The following is a 19,482-nucleotide window of genomic DNA, read 5'->3' on the forward strand; positions in this document are numbered from 1 at the left end:
CCGCCCGGCCCGCCGTGGTCCGGTTCGCGTGGGTACGGGCCTCAGGCCGGGCGGGTGGCGATGACGGCGGTGGCGTCCAGTTCCTCCGAGACCGTGGCCCGCGCCGGGAGCCCCGCCGCCACCGCGGCCCGGACGGTGGCCGCGGCCTGCCGTTCGCTGGTCTCCACCAGCAGGTGCCCGCCCGGCGCGAGCCAGCCGGACGCCCCCGCGATCACCCGCCGCACCACGTCGAGCCCGTCGCCGCCGCCGTCGAGCGCCATCAGCGGCTCGTGCAGGCGCGCCTCGGGCGGCAGCAGGCCGACCGACTCGGTGGGCACGTAGGGCGGGCTGGCGATCAGGATGCCGACGCGGCCGCGCAGCGAGCCGGGCAGGGCGTCGTACAGGTCGCCCTGGTGGACGTGGCCGCCGGGCAGGTTGAGCCGGGCGCAGCGCACGGCGGCGGGGTCGAGGTCGGCCGCGTGCACCTCGGTCTCCTCCCCCAGCGCCGCCGCGACCGCGGCCCCCATCGCGCCCGTGCCGCAGCACAGGTCGAGCACGACGGGCGGACGGCCGGCCCGCCGGGCCAGCGCGACGGCCTGACGGATGAGGAACTCGGTGCGCGGACGCGGCACGAACACGCCGGGCTCGACGGCGACGCGCAGGCCGCAGAACCGCGCCCAGCCCAGGACGTGCTCGAGCGGCAGCCCGCCGGCCCGGCGCTCGACCATCCCGGCCAGCTCGGCGGGGGTACGGGCGGTGGAGACCAGCAGCTCGGCCTCGTCCTCGGCGAAGACGCAGCCGGCGGCGCGCAGCCGGGTGACGACGGCGGACACGGGGATCGGGGAGGGGGACATGGGGAGCCTTTCGGGATGCCGATGGGCGCTCCCCGCGGTCACCTGGCCCAGGCGGGCCGGACGTGTGCCGGAAGGGAGCCCCAGCCTGACGAAGCGGTAATGGGTCTCACCTCCTGCGGACGATCTCGGCCAGAGACCGTCACAGTACCAGAGCCGATCCGGCCCGACGCGGGCGGCTGCCGGGGATCTCCCCCGGTCACGCGCACGCCGCCACACGGATGATCATGTAGTAAAATGTCCGGGAGCTCGGCCGCGGAGATCGTCCCGGCGAGCAGGAAGCGGCCGCGGGAGCCGCGCGACACCTCCCGCCGATCAGCTGACACAGACGAAGCGCACACCGCTACGGTGTGCGCTTTTTGCTGTGCCCGAAACCGGACCGCAGTGAGAGGAACCAGGCACGCATGCCGCACCACGACGACGACAACAAGATCAGCCTGCCCCGCCAGTTCGCCCGCACCCGGCGCTTCACCCTGGGCGCCCCCTCGGCCTTCACCGTCTCGGCGGACGGCTCCGTCGTGCTGTTCCTGCGCAGCCGCGCCGGCGACGACCCGGTCACCTGCCTCTGGGCCCTGGACGCCGGTTCCGGCGAGGAGCGGCTGGTCGCCGACCCCGCCGCGCTGACCGGCGGCGGCGCCCAGGGCATCGGCTCCTACGCCACGGACGACGCGGCCGGCCTGGCGGTGTTCACCCTGGCGGGCGCGCTGTGGGCGGTGGACGTCCCGACCGGCGCGGCCCGCACGCTGCCGGTGCCCGGCACGCCCGGCGACCCGCGGCCCGACCCGACCGGGCGGCTGGTCGCCTACCTCTCCGGCGGCGCGCTGCGGGTGATCGGCGCGGACGGCGCCGGCGACCGGGCCGTGGCCGAGCCCGACGGGCCGGACGTGCGGTTCGGCGTGGCCGAGTACGCCGCCTCCGCCTCGATGGGCCGCTCCCGCGGCTACTGGTGGTCCCCCGACGGCGCCCGCCTGCTGACGGCCCGGGTGGACGAGGCCCGCGTCGCGCTCTGGCACGTCGGCGACCCCGCCGATCCCGCGCGCCCGCCCAGGGCCGTGCGGTACCCGGCGGCCGGCACCGCCAACGCCGACGTCACCCTCTGGATCGCCAGAGTGGACAGCGGGGTGGACGGCGGGCTGGACGGCGGGCGCGTCGAGGTCTCCTGGGACCGGGCGGCCTTCGAGTACGTGACGGCCGCCGGCTGGGACGCCCACGGCCCCTACCTCTCGGTGCAGAGCAGGGACCAGCGGACGGTCCGGGTGCTGGCCGCCGACCCGGACTCGGGCCGGACGCGGTTGCTGGCCGAGCAGCACGATCCGCACTGGGTGCAGCTCGTCCCGGGCACGCCCGCCCGTACCGGCTCGGGCCGCCTGGTCGCCCACGCCGACCTGGACGGCACGCGGCGGCTCACCGTCGGCGGCGTCCCGGTCACGCCGCCCGGCCTGCACCTGGAGGCGGTTCTCGGCGTGGACGGCCAGGACGTGCTCTTCACCGCCTCCGACGACCCCGCGCAGACCCACCTGTGGCTGCACACCCCGGCGGCGGGCGCCCACCGGCTCAGCGTCGCGCCGGGGGTGCACGGCGGGGTCCGGCGCGCGGGCACCCTCGTCCACGTCACCCGCACCGCCGAGCAGCCGGGCGAGCGCGCCCGCGTGGAACGACCCGCGGCCGGGGCGGCGTCCCCGGCGCGGAGCGGGGTCGAGGTGGCCTCGGTGGCGCAGCGGCCGGTGCTGGCGCTGCGCCGGTTGTCGCTCGTCACCACCGAGCGCGAGCTGCGCAGCCACCTGCACCTGCCCTCCTGGCACCGCCCCGGCGACCCGGCGCTGCCGGTGCTGCTGGACCCGTACGCGGGGCCGGCCGGGCGCCGGGTCACCGACGAGCAGGCGCCGATGATGTTCGTCTCGCAGTGGTTCGCCGAGCAGGGGTTCGCCGTCCTGGTCACCGACGGGGCCGGCACGCCGGGCCGCGGCCCCGGCTGGGAGCGCGAGGTGCACGGCGACATGTTCGGCCCCGTGCTGGCCGACCAGGTGGCCGCCCTGCACGCGGTCGCCGCCCGCCATCCGGAGCTGGACCTGCGCCGGGTCGCGATGCGCGGCTGGTCGTTCGCGGGCACGCTGGCCGTCATGGCGGTGCTGCGGCGTCCGGACGTCTTCCACGCCGCCACCGCCGGGGCCGGCACCAGCGAGCAGCGCCTGTACGACACCCACTGGCGGGAACGCTTCCTCGGCCACCCGGACCGCCACCCCGACCGCTACGACGCCTGCTCCACCCTGGTCGAGGCGCACACTCTGGCCAGGCCCCTGCAGCTCGTCCACGGCCTGTCCGACGACAACGTGTTCCCGGCGGGCACGCTGCGCCTGTCGTCCGCGCTGCTGGCCGCGGGACGCCCGCACGAGGTGCTGCCGCTGTCCGGCGCGTCCCACGCCCCCACCTCGGACGAGGACGTCTTCGAGGGCCTGCTCCTCCTCCAGCTCGATTTCCTCCGCCGCCACCTGAACCGGTAGCGGGCGGCCGTCGCCGGGGGGGGCGCCGATCGCCCCCCGTCAGCGGCGGGCCGGGCGGATGAGCAGGCGGCCGTAGGGGAGGTCGCCGGTCACCTGGACGTGCGGGTGGCCGGGGCGGGGCCGGCCGGGAACCTTGCAGGTCACCCGCCCCCACTCGGACCGCACCCCGTCGGCGTTCGCGGTCGCCCCCGCGGGCAGGACGATGGTGGCGCTGCCGTACGCCAGCAGCAGCTCGATGTCGACGCGCGCGTACGGCACGTGGGCCCGCGACAGGTCCAGCCGCACCCGGCCGTACTTGCTGTCGACGCACAGGCGGCGCGGGACCTCCCAGTCGCCGGTCCTGGTGACCGCGCCGCCGGTGGAGGCCAGCCGGACCACCTCGTCCGGCAGGTCGGCGACGATCGGCGCCAGCTCGCGGGCCGAGGTGGCGGTGAGCGCCAGTTCGAGCCGCCGCTCCAGCTCGCCGGGGTCGAGCCGGCCCTCCGCGTACGCCTGCTGGACCAGCTCGACCGCGCGCTCGCGGTCCGCGCCGAAGACGGCGCTCATCGGCTGACGGCCCTGTTGTACAGCCGCGTGGCCAGCGGCACGAACACGGCCAGCAGCAGCACGGACCACAGCAGCGACACCGGCACGGCGTGCCGCAGCGGCCAGGCGGCGGGCTGGGGCAGGGCGGCGCTGGTGTTGCCGAACAGCTCACGCGCGGCCTGGACGAGCGTGGAGACCGGGTTCCACTCGGCGATCGGCCGCAGCGGGCCGGGCAGGCGCGTGCTGTCGGCGAACGCGTTGGACAGGAACACCAGCGGCAGCGACGTGAGGGTGGCGAGGTTGTTGAACACCTCGGGCGTGCGCAGGGCCAGCGCGACCGTGGCCGTCACCCAGGAGAAGGCGTAGGCGAACAGCAGCAGCATCGCGAACCCGAGCACCGCCTCCGGCGGCGAGCTGTGGACGCGCCAGCCGACCAGCAGGCCGACGAGCGCCATGGTGGCGATGCTGGTGACGTTCATGATCACGTCGCTGACGGTCTGGCCGGTGAGCACCGCCGTGGGGGACATCGGCAGGGTGCGGAACCGGTCGAAGATGCCCTTCTGCAGGTCCTGGGTGAGGGTGTAGCCGGTGATCTGCGCGCTGGTGACGATCGTCATGACGAAGATCCCGGGCAGCAGGTACTCGCCGTAGGACATGCCGGGCAGCTCGATCATGCTGCCGAAGACGTAGGTGAACAGCACCACGAACACGATGGGCAGCATGATCACGCCGCCCAGCAGGTCGGGGGCTCTGCGGATCTTGAGCGCGTTGCGCCTGGCGATGGTCAGGCCGTCGGCGGCGGCCAGCCGGAGGACGTTCATCGGACGGTCTCCTTGCTCTTCTCGGCGGCCTGGCGTCCGGTGAGGGTGAGGAACACGTCGTCGAGGGTGGGCCGGCGCAGCCCGGCGTCGCGTACGGCGATCCGCTCGGCGGCCAGGTGGCCGAGCGCCCGGGTCAGGGCGGCCGCGCCGCCGGTCACCGGGATCGTCATGCGCAGGGCGGCGGCGTCGACCTGCATCTCCCCCAGGGCCAGCGGCGCCAGGGCGCGGGCGGCGTGCTCCAGGCTCGCCGCGCTGGTCACCGAGAGCTGGATGCGGTCGCCGCCGACCTGGTCCTTCAGCTCCTCGGCCGTGCCGCGGGCGATCACCCGCCCGTGGTCGACCACCGCGATGCGGTCGGCGAGCCGGTCGGCCTCCTCCAGGTACTGGGTGGTGAGCAGGACGGTGGCGCCCTCCCGGACGAGCTCGGCGATGACGTCCCACAGGGCGATCCTGGCGCGGGGGTCGAGACCGGTGGTGGGCTCGTCCAGGAACAGCACGGGCGGGTCGGCGACCAGGGCCCCGGCCAGGTCGAGGCGCCGGCGCATGCCGCCGGACCAGCCGCGCACCGGCCGGTCGGCGGCGTCGGCGAGGTCGAAGCGGTCCAGCAGCTCGCGGGCGCGTTCGCGGCTGCGCCGGGCGCCCAGGTGGTAGAGGCGGCCGACCATCTCCAGGTTCTCGGCGCCGGTGAGGTGGTCGTCCACGGCGGCGTACTGGCCGGACGCGCCGATGCGGGCGCGCAGCCTCCGGGCGTCGCGGACGACGTCGAGCCCGGCCACCGTGGCGTGGCCGGCGTCCGGTCGCAGGAGCGTGGTGAGGATCCTCACCGTGGTGGTCTTGCCGGCGCCGTTGGGGCCCAGCAGTCCTAACACCGTCCCCTCCGGGACGGTCAGGTCGACGCCGTCGAGGGCGGACACCTCGCCGTACCTCTTGGTCAGCCCCTCGACCACGATCGCGTCTGGCATGTCGGTCTCCTCGGTCGTCAGGAACGGTGGATGTCGATGTCGCCGTGCGTGGTGTGTGCGTGGATCTCGACGGTCCGGGCCGCGTCGCCGGGGTCGTCGCCGGGGTCGAGGGCGACGTTCACGGTGCCGTAGCGGGAGCTGACGTCGAGCCAGGCGGAGGTGCCCTCGCCGACGCCGACGTCAAGGCCGCCGCCGGTGGTCTCCATGACGACCGTGCCGGACCTCACCTCGCGGATCTCCACGCCGGCGTAGGCGGTCTTGGCGACGACGCCGGCCAGCGGGCGCTCCACGGTGATGTCGCCGTGGGCGCTGTTGAGCCGCAGCTCGCCGGTGACCTCGCCGAGGCGCACGTCGCCGTGGGCGGTCTTGACCGCGGCGGTGCCGTCGATCTCGCCGACGCGGATGTCTCCGTGGTTCGTGGTGATCTCGGCGTGCCCGCGCGCCCTGGTGACGGAGACGGCGCCGTGGGTGCTCCTCAGGCGCAGCCGGCCCGCCTCCTCGACGCGGATGTCGCCGTACGTGCTGGTCGCCGTGACGTCGCCGAGCGGCCCGCGGCACGACAGGCCGCCGGACGTCCTGGCGTCGAGCCGGGACCCGGCCGGCAGCTCGATCGTCACCTCCACCGAGCCCGTGCCGAGCAGCAGCGAGCGCGCCCAGTCGGCGGGCGACTCGACGAGCTTGCCGAGCGAGAGCCCCCAGCCGGGCGCCGGCGCCCCCTGCTCCTTGCCGGCGGCCACCGTGAGCCTGCCGTCGGCGTAATGGACCTGGACGTGCCGGGCGGCCTGGACGTCGGCGTCGTTGTGCTCGTCGCTCGGGCGGACCTCGACCACGGTCTCGGCGCGGTCGCCCGCGACGACGCGGACGGCGGCGGTCGCCAGGTCGAGGACGGCGACGATGGGGCTGGGCGTGTCGAAGGCCGGCATTCCGATCTCCCTGTCATCGGTCGGCATGGTCATCAGCGCACCCAGCCGCTGTAGCGGTTGCCGGTCTGCGGGGCCGGGCGCCGGGTGGCGCGGCGGGTGGCGTCGCCGGGGTCGAGCGCCGCGGAGACGGCGCGGACCAGCCAGGCGTTGACGGACAGCCCGTCGCGCGCGGCGGCCTCCTCGATGCGCGGCTTGAGCGCCTCGGGGACCCGGAGGGAGATCCGGGACGTGCCGCCCTCGTCGGCCTCGGGGGGCGGCGGCGCGGACGGCCGGTCGGCGGGCCCGGCGCTCCCGGGCGTTGCGTCCTGGTCCGGGAACGGGTGGGCGGCGGGCGGTGACGTCACGACGAAGGCGGGGTCGCGTCCGCGCAGCCGCACCTCGACCGAGCCGGGCGCGAGGTCCTGGGTGATCTCGTCGGCGGCGGCCGACAGGGCCTCCAGCAGGGCGAGCCGGGCGGCCGACTCCAGGCTCGCGGCGAAGCGCTCGGCCAGCGCGCGGGCCTCCTCGCCGCCCGTGCCGGCGGCGAGCATGAGCTCGCGCCGGAGTTGATCGACATACGGGGCAAGGTCCATGACGCCATCATGACATGCGAGATGACGCCATCGCAATGCCATGATGACGCCATGATGGCGTCACATGACGCCTCAGGCGGGCGGCGGCCCGGACAGCGCGGTGACCACGCGGTGGCGCAGCAGCTCGTACTGCTCGCGGCACCGGCGCGGCGCGTCCGGGGGACGGTGCTGGAGCTGCGGGTTCACGACGACCTCACCCGGGTGGAACTGGTCGGCGGTGAAGTCGACCTCGGTGCCGCCGGGCAGCACGTTCCAGTAGTGGTGACCGACCTTGACGCCGTCGGCGTGCACCTCGGCCAGGATCAGGTCGCCGCCGAGCAGGTCCTGGACCACCAGCGCGGTGATCCCGCACTGCCCCCTGGCCGGGTTGTCGGGCCGCCACTGCTCGCGCGCGGCGGTGTCGCAGGTGTCGGGCCCCCAGGCGGACAGCAACGCCGGCCGCAACAGTTCCAATATCAACATCCGGCGAGTGTCGCAGGCGGGCCCGACAGTTCACGGCCCGCTCACTCCAGGGCGCCGTCGAGGATCTTGTCGAGGAAGGCGTCCAGGTTGACCGCCGTCCTGGCGACGCGCTCGGCCACGCTCAGCGACTCGAACCGGACGCCCAGCTCGGTCTCCTTGCGGCCCCTGACGTACAGGGAGCAGGCCAGGTCGGCGCACATGTAGGCGCCCACCGTGTTGCCCTGCCGCCCCGCCGCGCCGACCCGGGGCGCGGTGAACAGCGCGACGCCGGTCCCGGCGTGCGGGGTCACGCAGACCGAGCAGAGCGTGCTCTTGGTGAAGCTCCTGCGCACCTCCTGGCCGAGCCGCAGCGCGACGCCGACCGGCGCGCCGCCGCGCTCGGCCACCAGGTACGCCCGCTCGGGCGCCCCCGGATCGCGCCAGCCCAGGAAGTCGAGGTCGGGCCAGGGCAGCTCGGGCAGCCCGCGCGGGACGGCGAGCCGCCGGGACTCGCCCCTGGAGCAGTTGACGAAGGACGAGCGGATCTCGCTCTCGGTGACGGGGTTCATGACGTGCCTGCTTTCGAGGACGGGAGGAACAGGGCGGGCAGGAGGCAGAGCGCGACGGCGGCCAGCGTGACCCAGAAGGCGGGCCGGTAGCCGCCGTGCTGGAGCAGGACGGCCACGCAGGCGGTGCCGGCCGCCGCGCCGACCTGCTGGCCGATGGCGTTGGCGGTGGTCGCGGCGGGCACCTTGGCCGGCGGCAGCGAGTGATAGAGGGTGATCATGGTGGGTGAGACCGCGAGCGCGGCCCCCACCCCGCGGACGAACAGCGCCACCGTCAGCAGCGCCGTGCTCGCGCCGGGGTCGGCCAGCGCGAACGGCAGCGTCCCTGCCGCCAGCAGGACCAGGCCCGTGACGACGATCCGGCGCGGGTTGCCGTTCAGGTCGATCAGCCGGCCGGCCGCCAGCACCGCGACGAGCATGCCGAGCCCCTGCGGCGCGAGCACCAGCCCGGCGCCGAGCGCCCCCGACCCCTCGGCCGTCTGGATGAACAGCGGCACCAGGAACACGGCGGCGAACAGGGAGAAGTTGGCCAGGAAGGCCAGCGCGGCGGAGGCGGCGAAGGCCCGGTCGCGGAACAGGCCGGGCTCGACGATCCGCGGCCCGGAGGTGCGGGCGGCCCGCCACAGGCAGGCGGCCAGCAGCAGCGCGCCGGCGGCCGCGGTCAGCGCGGCCACGGGCTCGCCGGCCCCGCTCAGCCCGTGCAGCAGCAGGGTCAGGCCGCCGCTCACGCCGAGCAGGCCGGCCACGTCGAGGCGTTCGGCCGGGCCGCCGGGCCGGGCGGTGCGCACGTACAGAGCCGAAAGGACGACGCCGGCCGCCACGAACGGGACGTTGACCAGGAACACCCACCGCCACGACAGCGTCTCCACCAGCACGCCGCCGACGACCGGCCCGAGGACGGGCGCGAACACGGCGGGCACGGCCATCAGCGCCATCATCCGGCCGAGCCGCTCGCGCCCGGCCAGCTCGACGACGATGATCCGGCTGAGCGGGAAGAGCATGCCGGCCCCGGCCCCCTGCACGACGCGGAAGGCGATGAGGCTGCCGAGCGACCAGGCCGATCCGCACAGGATCGAGCCGGCCAGGAACACGGCGAGCGAGGCGGTCCAGGCCGTCCCGGCGCCGAACCGCTGGGCCGCCCACCCGGTCGCCGGGATGACCGCGGCCAGGGCGAGCAGGTAGGCGGTCGTCACCCATTGGGTGGCGGCCAGGTCGGCGGAGAAGGCGCGGGCCAGGGTGTGCGTGGCGACGCCGACGACCGTGCCGTCGAGCAGGGCGGTGAAGGCGCCGAGGGTGAGCACCCCGGCGACCGTCAGCAGCCGCCGGTCGAGGCCGGGCCGCGTCGCGGTCGTTCCGGTCATGGGGAAACCTGCCAATGTCTCAGTGCGCTGTCGAGCGCGTCGATGATCGCGTCCCACGAGCTGCGGACGTCGCGGGAGGCCTGGAAGCCGCCGCGGGCCTCCAGGTTGGTGAAGCCGTGGAAGGTGCTGCGCAGCAGCCGGATGGCGTCGGTGTGGGCCGGCTCGGGCAGCCCGTACGCGGCCACGACCGCGTTGGTGGTGGTGAAGATGCGCTGGACGTCGGCGCACCCGGCGACGATCTCGGGGTCGAGCCGGAGCTGGGTGGCCTCGTACAGGCCCGGGTGGGCGAGTGCGAAGTCGCGGTAGGCGGCGGCGAAGGCGGCCAGCGCGTCCTTGCCCGCCTTGCCGGCGACGGCCGCGGTCAGCGCGTCGGCCTGGATGCGGGCGGCGCGCAGGGCCACCCGGACGCGCAGGTCCTGGAGGTTCCTGACGTGGGAGTAGAGGCTGGCGTCCGCGACGCCGAAGCGGCGCGCGAGGGCCGAGACCGTCAGGTTGTCGAACCCGGCCTCGTCGGCCAGTTCCCCGGCCGCCTCCGTCACGCGGTCCGCCGTCAGACCGGCCCGAGCCATCATGATCCACCTCCGCAGCAGGAAACCTAACCTTCCTAGGTTTTATCCTAGGAGTCCTAGGTTTCGCAAATCAGGAAAACTTGGGATCAGGTTGGAACGTGGCTGGAGCAGCCGTTCGTAACGTGGCGGACATGAGAGTGCTCGTCGATCTGAACCGCTGCCTGAGCTACGGCCAGTGCGTGTTCGCGGCGCCGGCGGTCTTCCGGTTCCACGGCGCCGAGTCCCTCGAGTACGACTACGCCCCGGCCGACGCGCTGCGCGAGCAGGTGCGCGAGGCCGCCGCGGCCTGCCCGGTGCAGGCGATCACCTGCTCGCCGGACGACCATGCGTAGCGCGGTGATCGTGGGCGCCTCGCTGGCCGGCCTGCGGGCCGCCGAGACGCTGCGCGCCGAGGGCTTCACCGGGGAGCTGACGCTGATCGGCGACGAGCCGTACGAGCCCTACGACCGGCCGCCGCTGTCCAAGCAGGTGCTGGCCGGACGCGCCTCGCCCGCGCACACCGCGCTCGTCGCGGCGCGGGACCTGCGGGCGCGCTGGCTGCTCGGCGAGCCCGCCACCGGCCTGGACCTGAGCACCCGGCAGGTACGCCTGGCCGGCGGGCGCGAGATCGGCTTCGACCGGGTGCTGATCGCCACCGGCACCCGGGCGCGCCCCTGGCCCGAGCCCGCCGAGGCGGCCCTGACCGGCGTGTTCACCCTGCGCGGACGCGACGACGCGGCGAGCCTGCAAGCCGCCCTCGCCGCCGGGCCGAGCCGGGTGCTGGTCATCGGCGGCGGGTTCACCGGCTCGGAGATCGCCTCCGTGTGCCGCGAGATGGGCCTGGCCGTGACGGTCGCAGAACGCGGCCCGGCCCCGCTGGCCGGCGCCCTGGGCGCGGCGGCCGGCAGCGTCGCCGCCCGGCTGCACCGCGAGCACGGCGTGGACCTGCGGGTGAACACCACGGTGATGGCGCTGGAGGGCGACGCGCAGGGCCGGTTGCGCGCGGCGCACCTGTCCGACGGCGACGTCCTGCCGGTCGAGGTCGCGGTGGTGGCGCTCGGGGCCGTCCGCAACACCGAATGGCTGGCCGGGGCGGGCCTGGCGGCCGACGCGCGCGGGGTGGTGTGCGACGCCGCCTGCCGGGCCTTCGACGCCGACGCGATCGTCACCTCCGACGTGTTCGTGGCCGGCGACGTGGCGCGCTGGCCGCACCCGCACTACGACGGCCTGCTGCTGGCCGTGGAGCACTGGGACAACGCGGTGCGGCAGGCGGCCACCGCCGCGCACAACATGGTCGCCGACCGGCCGCGCCCGCACCGGGGGCTGCCGGCGTTCTGGTCCTACCAGTTCGGCGTCAGCATCAAGTCCGTCGGCCTGCCGACGATCGCCGACGAGGTGGTGGTCACGCAGGGCTCGGTGGCCGAGCGCCGCTTCGTGGCCTGTTTCGGCCGCCAGGGCCGGTGCGTGGCGGCGGTCGCGGTGGACGCGCCGCGCTCGCTGCCCGCCTACGCCGGCCTGATCGAGGCGGCCGCGCCCTTCCCGCCCGACCTGCGGGCCGCCGACGGGCCGCGCACGCTGCTCCCGGTGCCCGCAGGACTGACCGTGGACGGCCAGTCCACGCACAGCCCGACGGCCGCGGTGACCGGGCAGGGCCCGACCGCGCGCGAGGTGCCGCGCGAGCGCGACCCCCGCTCGCCGCTGACCGCGCCGCCGCTGGAATGAGAGCCGGAGGACGACCATGGCCCACCAGGTCACGCAGAGCCTGTTCGCGCAGGTCCTGGACGAGGCGAGCCGCCCCGACCCGTACCCGCTGTACGCCCTGCTGCGCGAGAGGCCCGTCTCCCGCCAGGGGGACGACCTGTACGCGGTGAGCACGTACGCCGAGATCGTCTCGCTGCTGCACGACCCGCGGATCAGCTCCGACGAGCGCAAGAGCAGGAGCGGCTCCGGCTCGTTCGGCGCCTCCGGCAGGCTGATGGCCGGACAGGACGCCCAGGACGGCCAGGAGTCCCGCAAACCGGCGTTCATCTTCCTCGACCCGCCCGACCACGACCGGCTGCGGCGGATCGTCATGCGGCACTTCACCCCGGAGCGCGTCAACCGGCTCGGGGAGCACGTGGTGTCGCTGGTGGCCGAGCTGCTCGACCGCCGCGCCGGCCACGACTCCATGGACGTGGTGGACGACCTGGCCTACCCGCTGCCGGTCACGGTGATCTGCGACCTGCTCGGCGTGCCCAAGGAGGACGAGCCGCGCTTCCACGGCTGGGCCTCGGCGCTGGCCCGCACGCTGGACCCGCCCGAGGGGCTGTCGGAGGAGGAGGCGCGGCAGGCCGAGACCGCCGCGCCGGAGCTGCGCGCGTACCTGGTGGAGCTGGCCGCCGAGCGGCACGCCCGCCCGTCGGACGACCTGCTGTCGGCGCTGCTCACCGACCGCGCGGCCGAGCGCATGGACGCCCCGGAGATCATTGCGACGATGGCCCTGCTGCTCATCGCCGGCCACGAGACCACCGTCAACCTGATCGCCAACGGCATGCTGACGTTCCTGCGCAACCCGGAGGCGCTGGCGCGGCTGCGCGCCGACCCGGGGCTGATCGTCCCGGCCGTCGAGGAGGTGCTGCGCTACGACCCGCCGGTGCAGTTCCGCACCCGCACGACGCTGGCCGACATCGAGATCGCCGGGGTCACCGTCCCCCAGGGCGCGGACGTGGCGCTGCTGCTGGCCTCGGGCAGCCGTGACCCGGCCCGCTTCCCCGGCGCCGACCGCTTCGACCCGGCGCGGCGGGACAACCAGCATCTGGGGTTCGGCGGGGGCGTCCATTACTGCGTGGGGGCGCCGCTGGCCCGGATCGAGGCGCGGGTCGCCCTGGGCGCGCTGGTGAGCAGGCTGGTCGGGCCGGAACTGGCCGACGGGCCGCCGCCGTACCGGCACAGCGCGTCGCTGCGCGGGCCCGCGCACCTGCTGGTCGGCTTCGACCGCCTGCTCTAGCGCCCGCCTGCCCTGAGGGCCGCCCGCTCTCGCGCCCGCCTGCGCTAGCGGCCTTCGAGGACGCGGGCCAGGGCGTCCAGGGTCTCCTGCCGGGTTCCCGGGGGCGGCGAGACGCGCAGCACCGGCTCCCGCAGGTCGAGCGGGGCGCGGGCGACCGGCGCGACGCCCACCAGCAGGCCCGCCCCGGCCGCCGCCGCGGCCGTCCTGGTGGCGTCCGCGCCGCCGGGCGGGCGCAGGGTGACGATGGCCGTCGGCTCGTCGTACGGCTCCACCACCCGCCAGCCGCCCCTGCCGTCGAGCGTGCGCCGGGCCGCCGCGCCCAGCTCGGCGAGGTGGGCGCGGACCGCGTCCGGCCCCAGCGCGTGGTGCTCCAGGACGGCGACGCCGAGGCCGATCCGCGCCGCCACCGCCGACTCGGCGCTCTCGTAGCGCGCGGCGCCGGGCAGCGGCCCGGTGCGCGCCGGGTCCGCCAGCCAGACGTGGCCGCCGAGCGCGGGGGCCGCCGCGTCCATGTCCTCGGTGAGGCCGGGCACGATCAGGAAGCCGACGCCGCGCGGCCCGGCCAGCCACTTGCGGGAGGTGCCGACGTAGGCGGCGGCCCGCGCGCCGGTGACGTCGAGGTGGCCGAGCGACTGGCACACGTCCAGGACCAGGGGGACGCCGGCCTCCCGGCACAGGCGGCCGATCTCCGCGACCGGCTGCGCGGTGCCCCGGCGGGAGGGCAGGTGCGGCAGGGTGACCAGGTCCAGGCCGCGGCGCAGGGCGGCGGACAGGGCGTCCAGGTCGAGCCGGGCGTCGTCGTCGGCGGGCAGCTCGGCGAGGGTCCAGCCGCGCTCGGCGGCCAGGCGGTGCAGCAGCATGAGCGTGCTGCCGTACTCCGAGCGGGTGAAGCCGACCCGGGCGTCCGGCGGCAGCCGCCAGCCGCCGAGCAGCGCCGCCATCGCGGCCGTGCCGCTCTCCAGAAAGGCGACGTCGGCCGCGTCCGCGCCGGTCAGGGCGGCCAGCGCGGCCCTGGGCACGGCCAGTCCGGGCGCGGCGGCGTACCCGCCGAGCTCGCGTTCGCGCCGCAGGTGCTCGACCGTCGCGGCCAGCGCCCGGTCGCTGGGCACGTTGCAGCCGGCCGCGTCCAGGTGGCCGGGCGGTCCGGCCGAGCGGGCGGCCCGCCAGCGCGCGGCGATCACGCCCCGGCCAGCAGCAGCCCGAAGTCGCCGTCGGGGTCGGTCCACGAGCGCAGGACGGTGAACCCGGCCGCGGCCAGCTCCTCCCCCAGCGGCTCCAGCCGGAACTTGGCGCTGATCTCGGTCCGCATCTCCTCTCCCGCGGCGAAGTCCACGGTCAGGCCGAGCGCGCCGACCGGCACCCGCATGTCCCGGGTGGCCCGCAGCCGCATCTCGATCCACTCGTTGCGCTGGTCGTACAGGGCGACGTGCTCGAACGCCGCCGGCTCGAACCCGGCCGCCAGCTCCCGGTTCACCACGCGCAGGACGTTCCGGTTGAACGCGGCCGTCACCCCGGCGGCGTCGTCGTAGGCCGCGACCAGCCGCCCGGCGTCCTTCACCAGGTCGGCGCCGAGCAGGAACGTGTCGCCGGGCCGCAGGGTGGCCCGCACCTCCTTCAGGAACACCTCGCGGGCGGCCGGTTCGAGGTTGCCGATCGTGCCGCCGAGGAAGGCCACCATGCGCCGGCCCGAGCGCGGCAGCAGCCGCAGATGGCGCTCGAAGTCGGCGCAGACCGCCCGCACCTCCAGCCCGGGGAAGCGCCCGCCCAGCCGGCGCGCCGCCGCCTCCAGGGTGACGGCGTCCACGTCCACCGGCGTGTACGCGCGCAGCGTGCCCGCCTCGGTGAGCGCGTCCAGCAGCAGGACGGTCTTCTCGCTCGTGCCCGAGCCCAGCTCGACCAGCGTGTCGGCGCCGGAGGCGGCGGCGATCGCGGCCGCCCGCGCGCGCAGGATCGTCAGCTCGCGGCGGGTCGGGTAGTACTCGGGCAGCCGGGTGATGCGCGAGAACAGGTCGCTGCCCGCCTCGTCGTAGAACCACTTGGGCGGCAGCCACTTGGGCGTGGCCGTCAGCCCGGTCCTGACGTCGTGTTCGAGCGCCTGGCGCAGGTAGCCGGGGTCAAGGTGGCTGGTCACATGGACGGTCGGCTGGGTGACGGGCACGAGATCCTCCTGGAAGGTCACAACGGCTGGACGCGTACGTCGTCCGGCGTGGCGGTGAGCAGGCTGCGGTCGGGCGCCTCCTGCCAGCCCGGCCGGTCGTCGAGCGGCTCGCTGGCCACGTACACGCCGTCCTGGTCGGCGCGGAAGAACAGGGTGTCGCCCCAGACGGTCGCGGCCAGCGCCGTGCCGTCGCAGGCGAGCAGGTTCAGCCGGGCGGCGGGGTCCTTCTCCCCCGCGCGCACGACGACGTCGGCCAGCGCCGCGGCCAGGGCGAGACCGGCGCTGCCGCGGGCGAACACGGCGGCGGCCAGCCAGGCCGAGTCGCAGGGGCTCTCGGGCAGGTCGTCGGCCAGGTCCATGACCGCGTCGCGCTCGACCCGGCCGTTGTGGCTGAGCAGCCAGCCGCCCCCGGCGAACGGCGCGGTGGCGCTCTCCTCCACCGGCATGCCGGTCGTGGCGCACCGCACGGCCGCGAGCAGGCACCCGGAGCGGGCGATCTCGGCGAGCGCGGGCAGGTTGGCGTCGGCCCAGATGGGGATGGCGCGGCGGTAGCGCACCGGTTCCGGCCTGGCCGGGTCGTACCAGGCCATGCCGTAGCCGTCGGCGTTGACCGTGCCGTGGCGCTGCCGCCGGGGCGCGTACGACTGGGCGAGCAGGCCGTGCGCCGGCTCGTGGATCAGCGAGGTCAGCGGGCGCGGGACGCCCAGCCAGGCGGCGTGCCGGCACATCTAGGCCCGCTCGGCGTCGCGGGCGCAGCGGAAGCCGGTGAAGATCTGCCGCCGGACCGGGTAGTCCCAGTTGCGGAACGTCGTGCGCACCGCCGCCGGGTCGGCCGCCCACGAGCCGCCGCGCAGCACCCGGTACTCCTGCCCGAAGAAGACCTCGCTGTACTCCTTGTACGGGAAGCTGCGGAACCCGGGATAGGGCTGGAACCACGACCCGGTCCACTCCCACACGTCGCCGACCATCTGCTCGGCCCCGTACGCGCTCGCCCCGGCGGGGTAGGCGCCCAGCGGGGCCGGCCGGGCCGCCCGGTGACCGAGATTGGCCAGGTCGGGACGGGGGTCCTCGTCGCCCCACGGGTACTTGCGGGCGCGCCCGGCCTCCGGGTCCCAGCCGCACGCCTTCTCCCACTCGGCCTCGGTGGGCAGCCGCCGGCCCGCCCAGCGGGCGTAGGCGTCGGCCTCGTACCAGCTCACGTGCTGGACCGGCTCGTCCATCGGGACGGGCTCGGCGCGGCCGAAGCGGGTGCGCCACCACGCGTCGCCCTCGCGGGTCCAGAACAGCGGCGCGGTGGCCCCGCTCTCCTGCCGCCAGCGCCAGCCGTCCGGGTGCCACCAGCGCGGGTCGTCGTAGCCGCCGGACTCGACGAACGCGGCGTAGGCGGCGTTGCCGACGGGCAGCCGGTCGATCCAGTAGGCGGGCAGGTCCACCCGGTGGGCGGGGCGCTCGTTGTCGTAGGCCCAGGGCAGGGTGCCGGTGCCCATCTGGAAGGGGCCGGCGGGGACGTACACCTCGGCGGGGCCGGTGGCGCGGCCCGGCGGCAGGTCGCCGTCGCGGACCAGGCCGGGCTGCCGGGACAGCTGCCAGGTGGCCAGCATCGTCTCGTCGTGCTGGTGCTCGTGCTGGATGACCAGGCCGAACACGAACCCGTCGCGGTGCAGCGGGGCGGCGGCCTCCAGGTCGATGGCGTCCAGCACGTCGAGCACCCGGCCGCGCACGCCGCCGATGTACTTCCTGGCCTCGGCCGGGCCGAGGATCGGCAGGGCGGGACGGTCCTTGCGGGGGTGCTTGAAGGCGTCGTAGATGTCGTCGATCTCGGGGCGCAGCGGCGTGATGCCGGCGGCCTCGCGCAGCACCCACAGCTCCTCGTAGTTGCCGACGTGCGCGAGGTCCCACACCAGCGGCGACATCAGCGGGGAGTGCTGGCGCAGCAGGAGGTCGTCCTCGGCCTCGGTGTAGGTCAGCGAACGGTCGCGCACCGCGGTCAGCTCGGCGGCGATGCGTTCCTTGATGTCGTTCATGCCCGTCCTTCTCCGCTCAGCCAGGCCGGCAGGCGCCGTACCGGGTCCGTCATCAGCTCCATCAGGTCGGCCGCCGGGGAGCGGCCCGCGCTCACGTACCGGGCGGCGAAGCCGGACACACCGTCGACCAGGCCGGCGGGCGCGCCGAGCCGGGGCAGCGCCTCGACGGCGGCGCGGAAGGCCGCCTCGGCGGCGCGGGCTAGCCGCGGGTCGGTCAGGCCGCACCTGGCGGCCGCCTCGGCCAGGCCCGCGACGGGCTCGGCGGCCGACAGTGCGGCGTCGGCGGCGCGGTCGTCGGTGATCAGCGCGTGGGTGACGGCGACGCACACCGGCCAGTCGTCCGGGTGCTGGGCGTCGAGGTAGCGGATCTCCAGCCAGCCGCGCGGCCGGACCGGCGGGAACAGCGTGGTGGCGTGGTAGGCCAGGTCGTCGGGGGTGGGCGGGCGCTCGCCCGCGCCGTCGAGCCAGTCGCGGAAGGTCGAGCCGTCGCCGACCGCGCGGTAGCGGCGCTCGTCCTCGCGGACGAGCATGAGCCGGGCGTCCAGCAGGTACGCCGCCCAGGCCGCCGCCGGGTCGCCTGAGCCGTCGACGGAGCCGTCGCCAGGGCCGTCGACGGGGGCGGTGCGGGTCGGGTCCAGGTTCTCCCAGACGGCCTGGCGGCCCGACATCCAGCCGCAGGGGCGTCCGCGGCTCAGCGGCGAGTTGGCGAAGGCCGCGGTCAGGACGGGCCGGAGCAGCCTGGCGCGCTCCCACCGGACCGCCGGCCGCTCCCCCAGGTCCACGTTGACCTGGACGGACGCCGTCGAGCACATCATCAGCGGCCCGTACGGGCGGCCCAGGAACTCGGCCATGGCGTCGTAGCGCGGCTGGCGGAGCTGCCGCCGGGCCGGGCGCAGCGGGTCGAGCCCCACGCCGCCCAGCACCAGCCCGGCCCGCCCGAGCGCCGCGCGTACGGCGGCCACGTCGGCGGCCAGCCGTCCGATGGCCTCGGCGGGCGGCCCGGCCGGGCCCGACAGCTCGATCTGGCCGCCCGGCTCGTACGTCACCCGGCTCCCGCCGGCCAGCGCCGGGACGACCTGCTTCACCCGGTCTATCGGGACCTGCCGCGCCGGGTCCGCCCGGTCGAAGATCAGGAACTCCAGCTCGGCCCCCACCCGGTCGCCCGGGGCGGGTGCGAAGCACCGGCGTGCGAACTCCTCCACCTCCGGCACGCCCCGGAGCGGCTCGCCGGCCGCTCCCGGGGCGCCGGACCCGCCGGCCGCCGGGCCGGTCATCGCGTGGCGCATGTGCTTACAGACCCGCGAGACCCGCCAGCGTTACACGGAAATTTGATGATCTGCCGGGATTTGCCCCTTTTGCGACTCTTAGGTCGTCAGCCGCGATGGCGGCGGGCTCTGAAGGCGGACATCAGGCGGTCGCGCGTGCCGTCGGACAACTTGCGCTCCGGCGGGAGCTCGCGCAGGGCCCGGACGGTCTCGCGGAACCGGTCGAGCTGCCGCGCGCAGTCGGCGCAGGCCGCCGCGTGCGCCTCGAACGCCTCGCGTTCGGGCCGGTCAAGAGCCCCGTCAAGGTAGGCGGTGATGAGTTCTACCAGCTCGTCGCACGTGAACCGCTTCACGACGTTGACCGCCTCACCTCTGAGCGTTGAACCGTTTAACCTATTCTGACCGCTTCACGGACTGGTAGTAGCCTTCGAGCCGGTCGCGGACCGTGGCTCTTGCCCGGTGCAGGAGCACCCGTTGGTTGGCGGCCGAGATCTCCAGGATCTCGCAAACCTCCTCCGACGTGCATCCCTCCAGGTCACGCAGGGTGATGACGATCCGCTGCCGGGGCGGCAGCCCGGCCAGCGCCTCACCGATGAGACCGCGCGCCTCCGAGGCGAGCACCGCGCCCTCCGGCGTCGGGCCGTGCTCCTTCTGGGCCGGCTCGGCGGGCGGCTCGAACGCGCTCCACGGCAGCGTGCGGCTCTCGCGCAGGCCGCGTTTCTTGGCGGTGTTGACCAGGATGCGGTAGACCCACGTCTTGACCGAGGAGCGCCCCTCGAAGGCGTCGATGGCGCCGATGACCGCCAGCCACGTGTCCTGCACGACCTCCTCGGCCGAGTCGTCGGTGGACACGTAGGACCTGGCCGCCCGCAGCATCCCCCGCGACCAGGTGTCGAGGAGCGCGGCGAACATCGACTCGTCCCCGGCCCGCAGCGCCGCGACGACGACGTCGTCCGGGGGCAGCCCACCGCCCGCGAAAGGCCCCACGATCGTTTCCTC

Annotated in this window: 21 protein-coding genes; 4 read left to right on the top strand and 17 right to left on the bottom strand. The window is 75.5% G+C overall.

From position 1 onward, the window contains the following. Positions 1–41 precede the first annotated feature (41 nt). Entirely contained in the window at positions 42–833 is a 792-nt protein-coding gene (locus ACIBQ8_RS43120) for a putative protein N(5)-glutamine methyltransferase (protein WP_397174461.1), read from the bottom strand. A gap of 401 nt (positions 834–1,234) precedes the next feature. Between ACIBQ8_RS43120 and ACIBQ8_RS43125 the strand changes: the two genes are divergently transcribed. Next, positions 1,235–3,331 carry a prolyl oligopeptidase family serine peptidase gene (locus tag ACIBQ8_RS43125; RefSeq protein WP_397195022.1) on the top strand — a complete coding sequence of 699 codons (2,097 nt, stop codon included), beginning with the start codon at positions 1,235–1,237 and terminating at the stop codon, positions 3,329–3,331. A 39-nt stretch (positions 3,332–3,370) separates the two neighbouring features. On the opposite strand, the gene ACIBQ8_RS43130 is transcribed toward ACIBQ8_RS43125, so the two are convergent. From ACIBQ8_RS43130 to ACIBQ8_RS43170, 9 genes are all read right to left on the bottom strand, one after another. Further along, positions 3,371–3,877 carry a DUF1707 domain-containing protein gene (locus tag ACIBQ8_RS43130; protein WP_397174458.1) on the bottom strand — a complete coding sequence of 169 codons (507 nt, stop codon included), beginning with the start codon at positions 3,875–3,877 and terminating at the stop codon, positions 3,371–3,373. Next, positions 3,874–4,677: an ABC transporter permease gene (locus tag ACIBQ8_RS43135; RefSeq protein WP_397195023.1), complete on the bottom strand. Its 804-nt coding sequence runs from the start codon at positions 4,675–4,677 to the stop codon at positions 3,874–3,876. The genes ACIBQ8_RS43130 and ACIBQ8_RS43135 overlap by 4 nt, the downstream gene beginning before the upstream one ends. Then, positions 4,674–5,639 carry an ATP-binding cassette domain-containing protein gene (locus ACIBQ8_RS43140; RefSeq protein WP_397195024.1) on the bottom strand — a complete coding sequence of 322 codons (966 nt, stop codon included), beginning with the start codon at positions 5,637–5,639 and terminating at the stop codon, positions 4,674–4,676. The genes ACIBQ8_RS43135 and ACIBQ8_RS43140 overlap by 4 nt, the downstream gene beginning before the upstream one ends. 17 nt (positions 5,640–5,656) lie before the next feature. Further along, on the bottom strand, positions 5,657–6,589 hold the full coding sequence (locus tag ACIBQ8_RS43145; RefSeq protein ID WP_397174453.1) for a DUF4097 family beta strand repeat-containing protein: 933 nt from the start codon (positions 6,587–6,589) through the stop codon (positions 5,657–5,659). Positions 6,590–6,594: 5 nt separating this feature from the next. Then, on the bottom strand, positions 6,595–7,134 hold the full coding sequence (locus tag ACIBQ8_RS43150) for a toxin-antitoxin system HicB family antitoxin (RefSeq protein WP_397195025.1): 540 nt from the start codon (positions 7,132–7,134) through the stop codon (positions 6,595–6,597). A gap of 72 nt (positions 7,135–7,206) precedes the next feature. Then, positions 7,207–7,596: a hypothetical protein gene (locus ACIBQ8_RS43155; RefSeq protein WP_397195026.1), complete on the bottom strand. Its 390-nt coding sequence runs from the start codon at positions 7,594–7,596 to the stop codon at positions 7,207–7,209. A 41-nt stretch (positions 7,597–7,637) separates the two neighbouring features. Next, positions 7,638–8,144 (bottom strand): FBP domain-containing protein, encoded by a 507-nt coding sequence (locus tag ACIBQ8_RS43160; protein WP_397174448.1) that lies wholly within the window; start codon positions 8,142–8,144, stop codon positions 7,638–7,640. Continuing rightward, a complete protein-coding gene (locus ACIBQ8_RS43165) occupies positions 8,141–9,502 on the bottom strand; it encodes a DHA2 family efflux MFS transporter permease subunit (protein WP_397174446.1) in 1,362 nt (453 codons plus the stop codon). The genes ACIBQ8_RS43160 and ACIBQ8_RS43165 overlap by 4 nt, the downstream gene beginning before the upstream one ends. Then, positions 9,499–10,071 (bottom strand): TetR/AcrR family transcriptional regulator, encoded by a 573-nt coding sequence (locus ACIBQ8_RS43170; protein ID WP_352327684.1) that lies wholly within the window; start codon positions 10,069–10,071, stop codon positions 9,499–9,501. The genes ACIBQ8_RS43165 and ACIBQ8_RS43170 overlap by 4 nt, the downstream gene beginning before the upstream one ends. Positions 10,072–10,202: 131 nt before the next feature. Between ACIBQ8_RS43170 and ACIBQ8_RS43175 the strand changes: the two genes are divergently transcribed. From ACIBQ8_RS43175 to ACIBQ8_RS43185, 3 genes are read left to right on the top strand one after another with little or no spacing between them, the layout of a single operon-like run. Further along, positions 10,203–10,403 (top strand): ferredoxin, encoded by a 201-nt coding sequence (locus ACIBQ8_RS43175; protein ID WP_352355003.1) that lies wholly within the window; start codon positions 10,203–10,205, stop codon positions 10,401–10,403. Beyond that, complete coding sequence (locus tag ACIBQ8_RS43180; RefSeq protein WP_397195027.1) at positions 10,396–11,772, top strand: NAD(P)/FAD-dependent oxidoreductase; 1,377 nt, start codon at positions 10,396–10,398, stop codon at positions 11,770–11,772. Before ACIBQ8_RS43175 ends, ACIBQ8_RS43180 begins: the two co-directional genes overlap by 8 nt. A gap of 16 nt (positions 11,773–11,788) precedes the next feature. Further along, positions 11,789–13,036, top strand: a complete 1,248-nt coding sequence (locus tag ACIBQ8_RS43185; RefSeq protein WP_397195028.1) for a cytochrome P450 — start codon at positions 11,789–11,791, stop codon at positions 13,034–13,036. 44 nt (positions 13,037–13,080) lie between these two features. Here the strand turns inward: ACIBQ8_RS43185 and egtE are convergent, their stop codons facing one another. The 7 genes from egtE to ACIBQ8_RS43220 all read right to left on the bottom strand — a co-directional run bounded on the left by egtE (position 13,081) and on the right by ACIBQ8_RS43220 (position 19,470). Further along, the gene (gene egtE / locus ACIBQ8_RS43190) at positions 13,081–14,217 is read right to left on the bottom strand and encodes an ergothioneine biosynthesis PLP-dependent enzyme EgtE (protein WP_397195029.1); all 1,137 of its coding nucleotides are present in this window, start codon (positions 14,215–14,217) and stop codon (positions 13,081–13,083) included. Beyond that, a complete protein-coding gene (gene egtD, locus ACIBQ8_RS43195) occupies positions 14,214–15,194 on the bottom strand; it encodes an L-histidine N(alpha)-methyltransferase (RefSeq protein WP_397195030.1) in 981 nt (326 codons plus the stop codon). The genes egtE and egtD overlap by 4 nt, the downstream gene beginning before the upstream one ends. A 17-nt stretch (positions 15,195–15,211) precedes the next feature. Beyond that, the gene (gene egtC, locus ACIBQ8_RS43200; protein WP_397174437.1) at positions 15,212–15,922 is read right to left on the bottom strand and encodes an ergothioneine biosynthesis protein EgtC; all 711 of its coding nucleotides are present in this window, start codon (positions 15,920–15,922) and stop codon (positions 15,212–15,214) included. Further along, entirely contained in the window at positions 15,923–17,218 is a 1,296-nt protein-coding gene (egtB, locus tag ACIBQ8_RS43205) for an ergothioneine biosynthesis protein EgtB (RefSeq protein ID WP_397195031.1), read from the bottom strand. Next, on the bottom strand, positions 17,215–18,504 hold the full coding sequence (gene egtA / locus ACIBQ8_RS43210; protein ID WP_397195032.1) for an ergothioneine biosynthesis glutamate--cysteine ligase EgtA: 1,290 nt from the start codon (positions 18,502–18,504) through the stop codon (positions 17,215–17,217). Before egtA ends, egtB begins: the two co-directional genes overlap by 4 nt. 86 nt (positions 18,505–18,590) lie before the next feature. Next, positions 18,591–18,836, bottom strand: coding sequence for a zf-HC2 domain-containing protein (locus ACIBQ8_RS43215; protein ID WP_397195033.1), 246 nt, complete (start codon positions 18,834–18,836; stop codon positions 18,591–18,593). A 40-nt stretch (positions 18,837–18,876) separates the two neighbouring features. Further along, a complete protein-coding gene (locus ACIBQ8_RS43220) occupies positions 18,877–19,470 on the bottom strand; it encodes an RNA polymerase sigma factor (RefSeq protein ID WP_397174432.1) in 594 nt (197 codons plus the stop codon). Positions 19,471–19,482 lie beyond the last annotated feature (12 nt).

The organism is Nonomuraea sp. NPDC049646, assembly GCF_044465525.1.
GTDB lineage: Bacteria > Actinomycetota > Actinomycetes > Streptosporangiales > Streptosporangiaceae > Nonomuraea.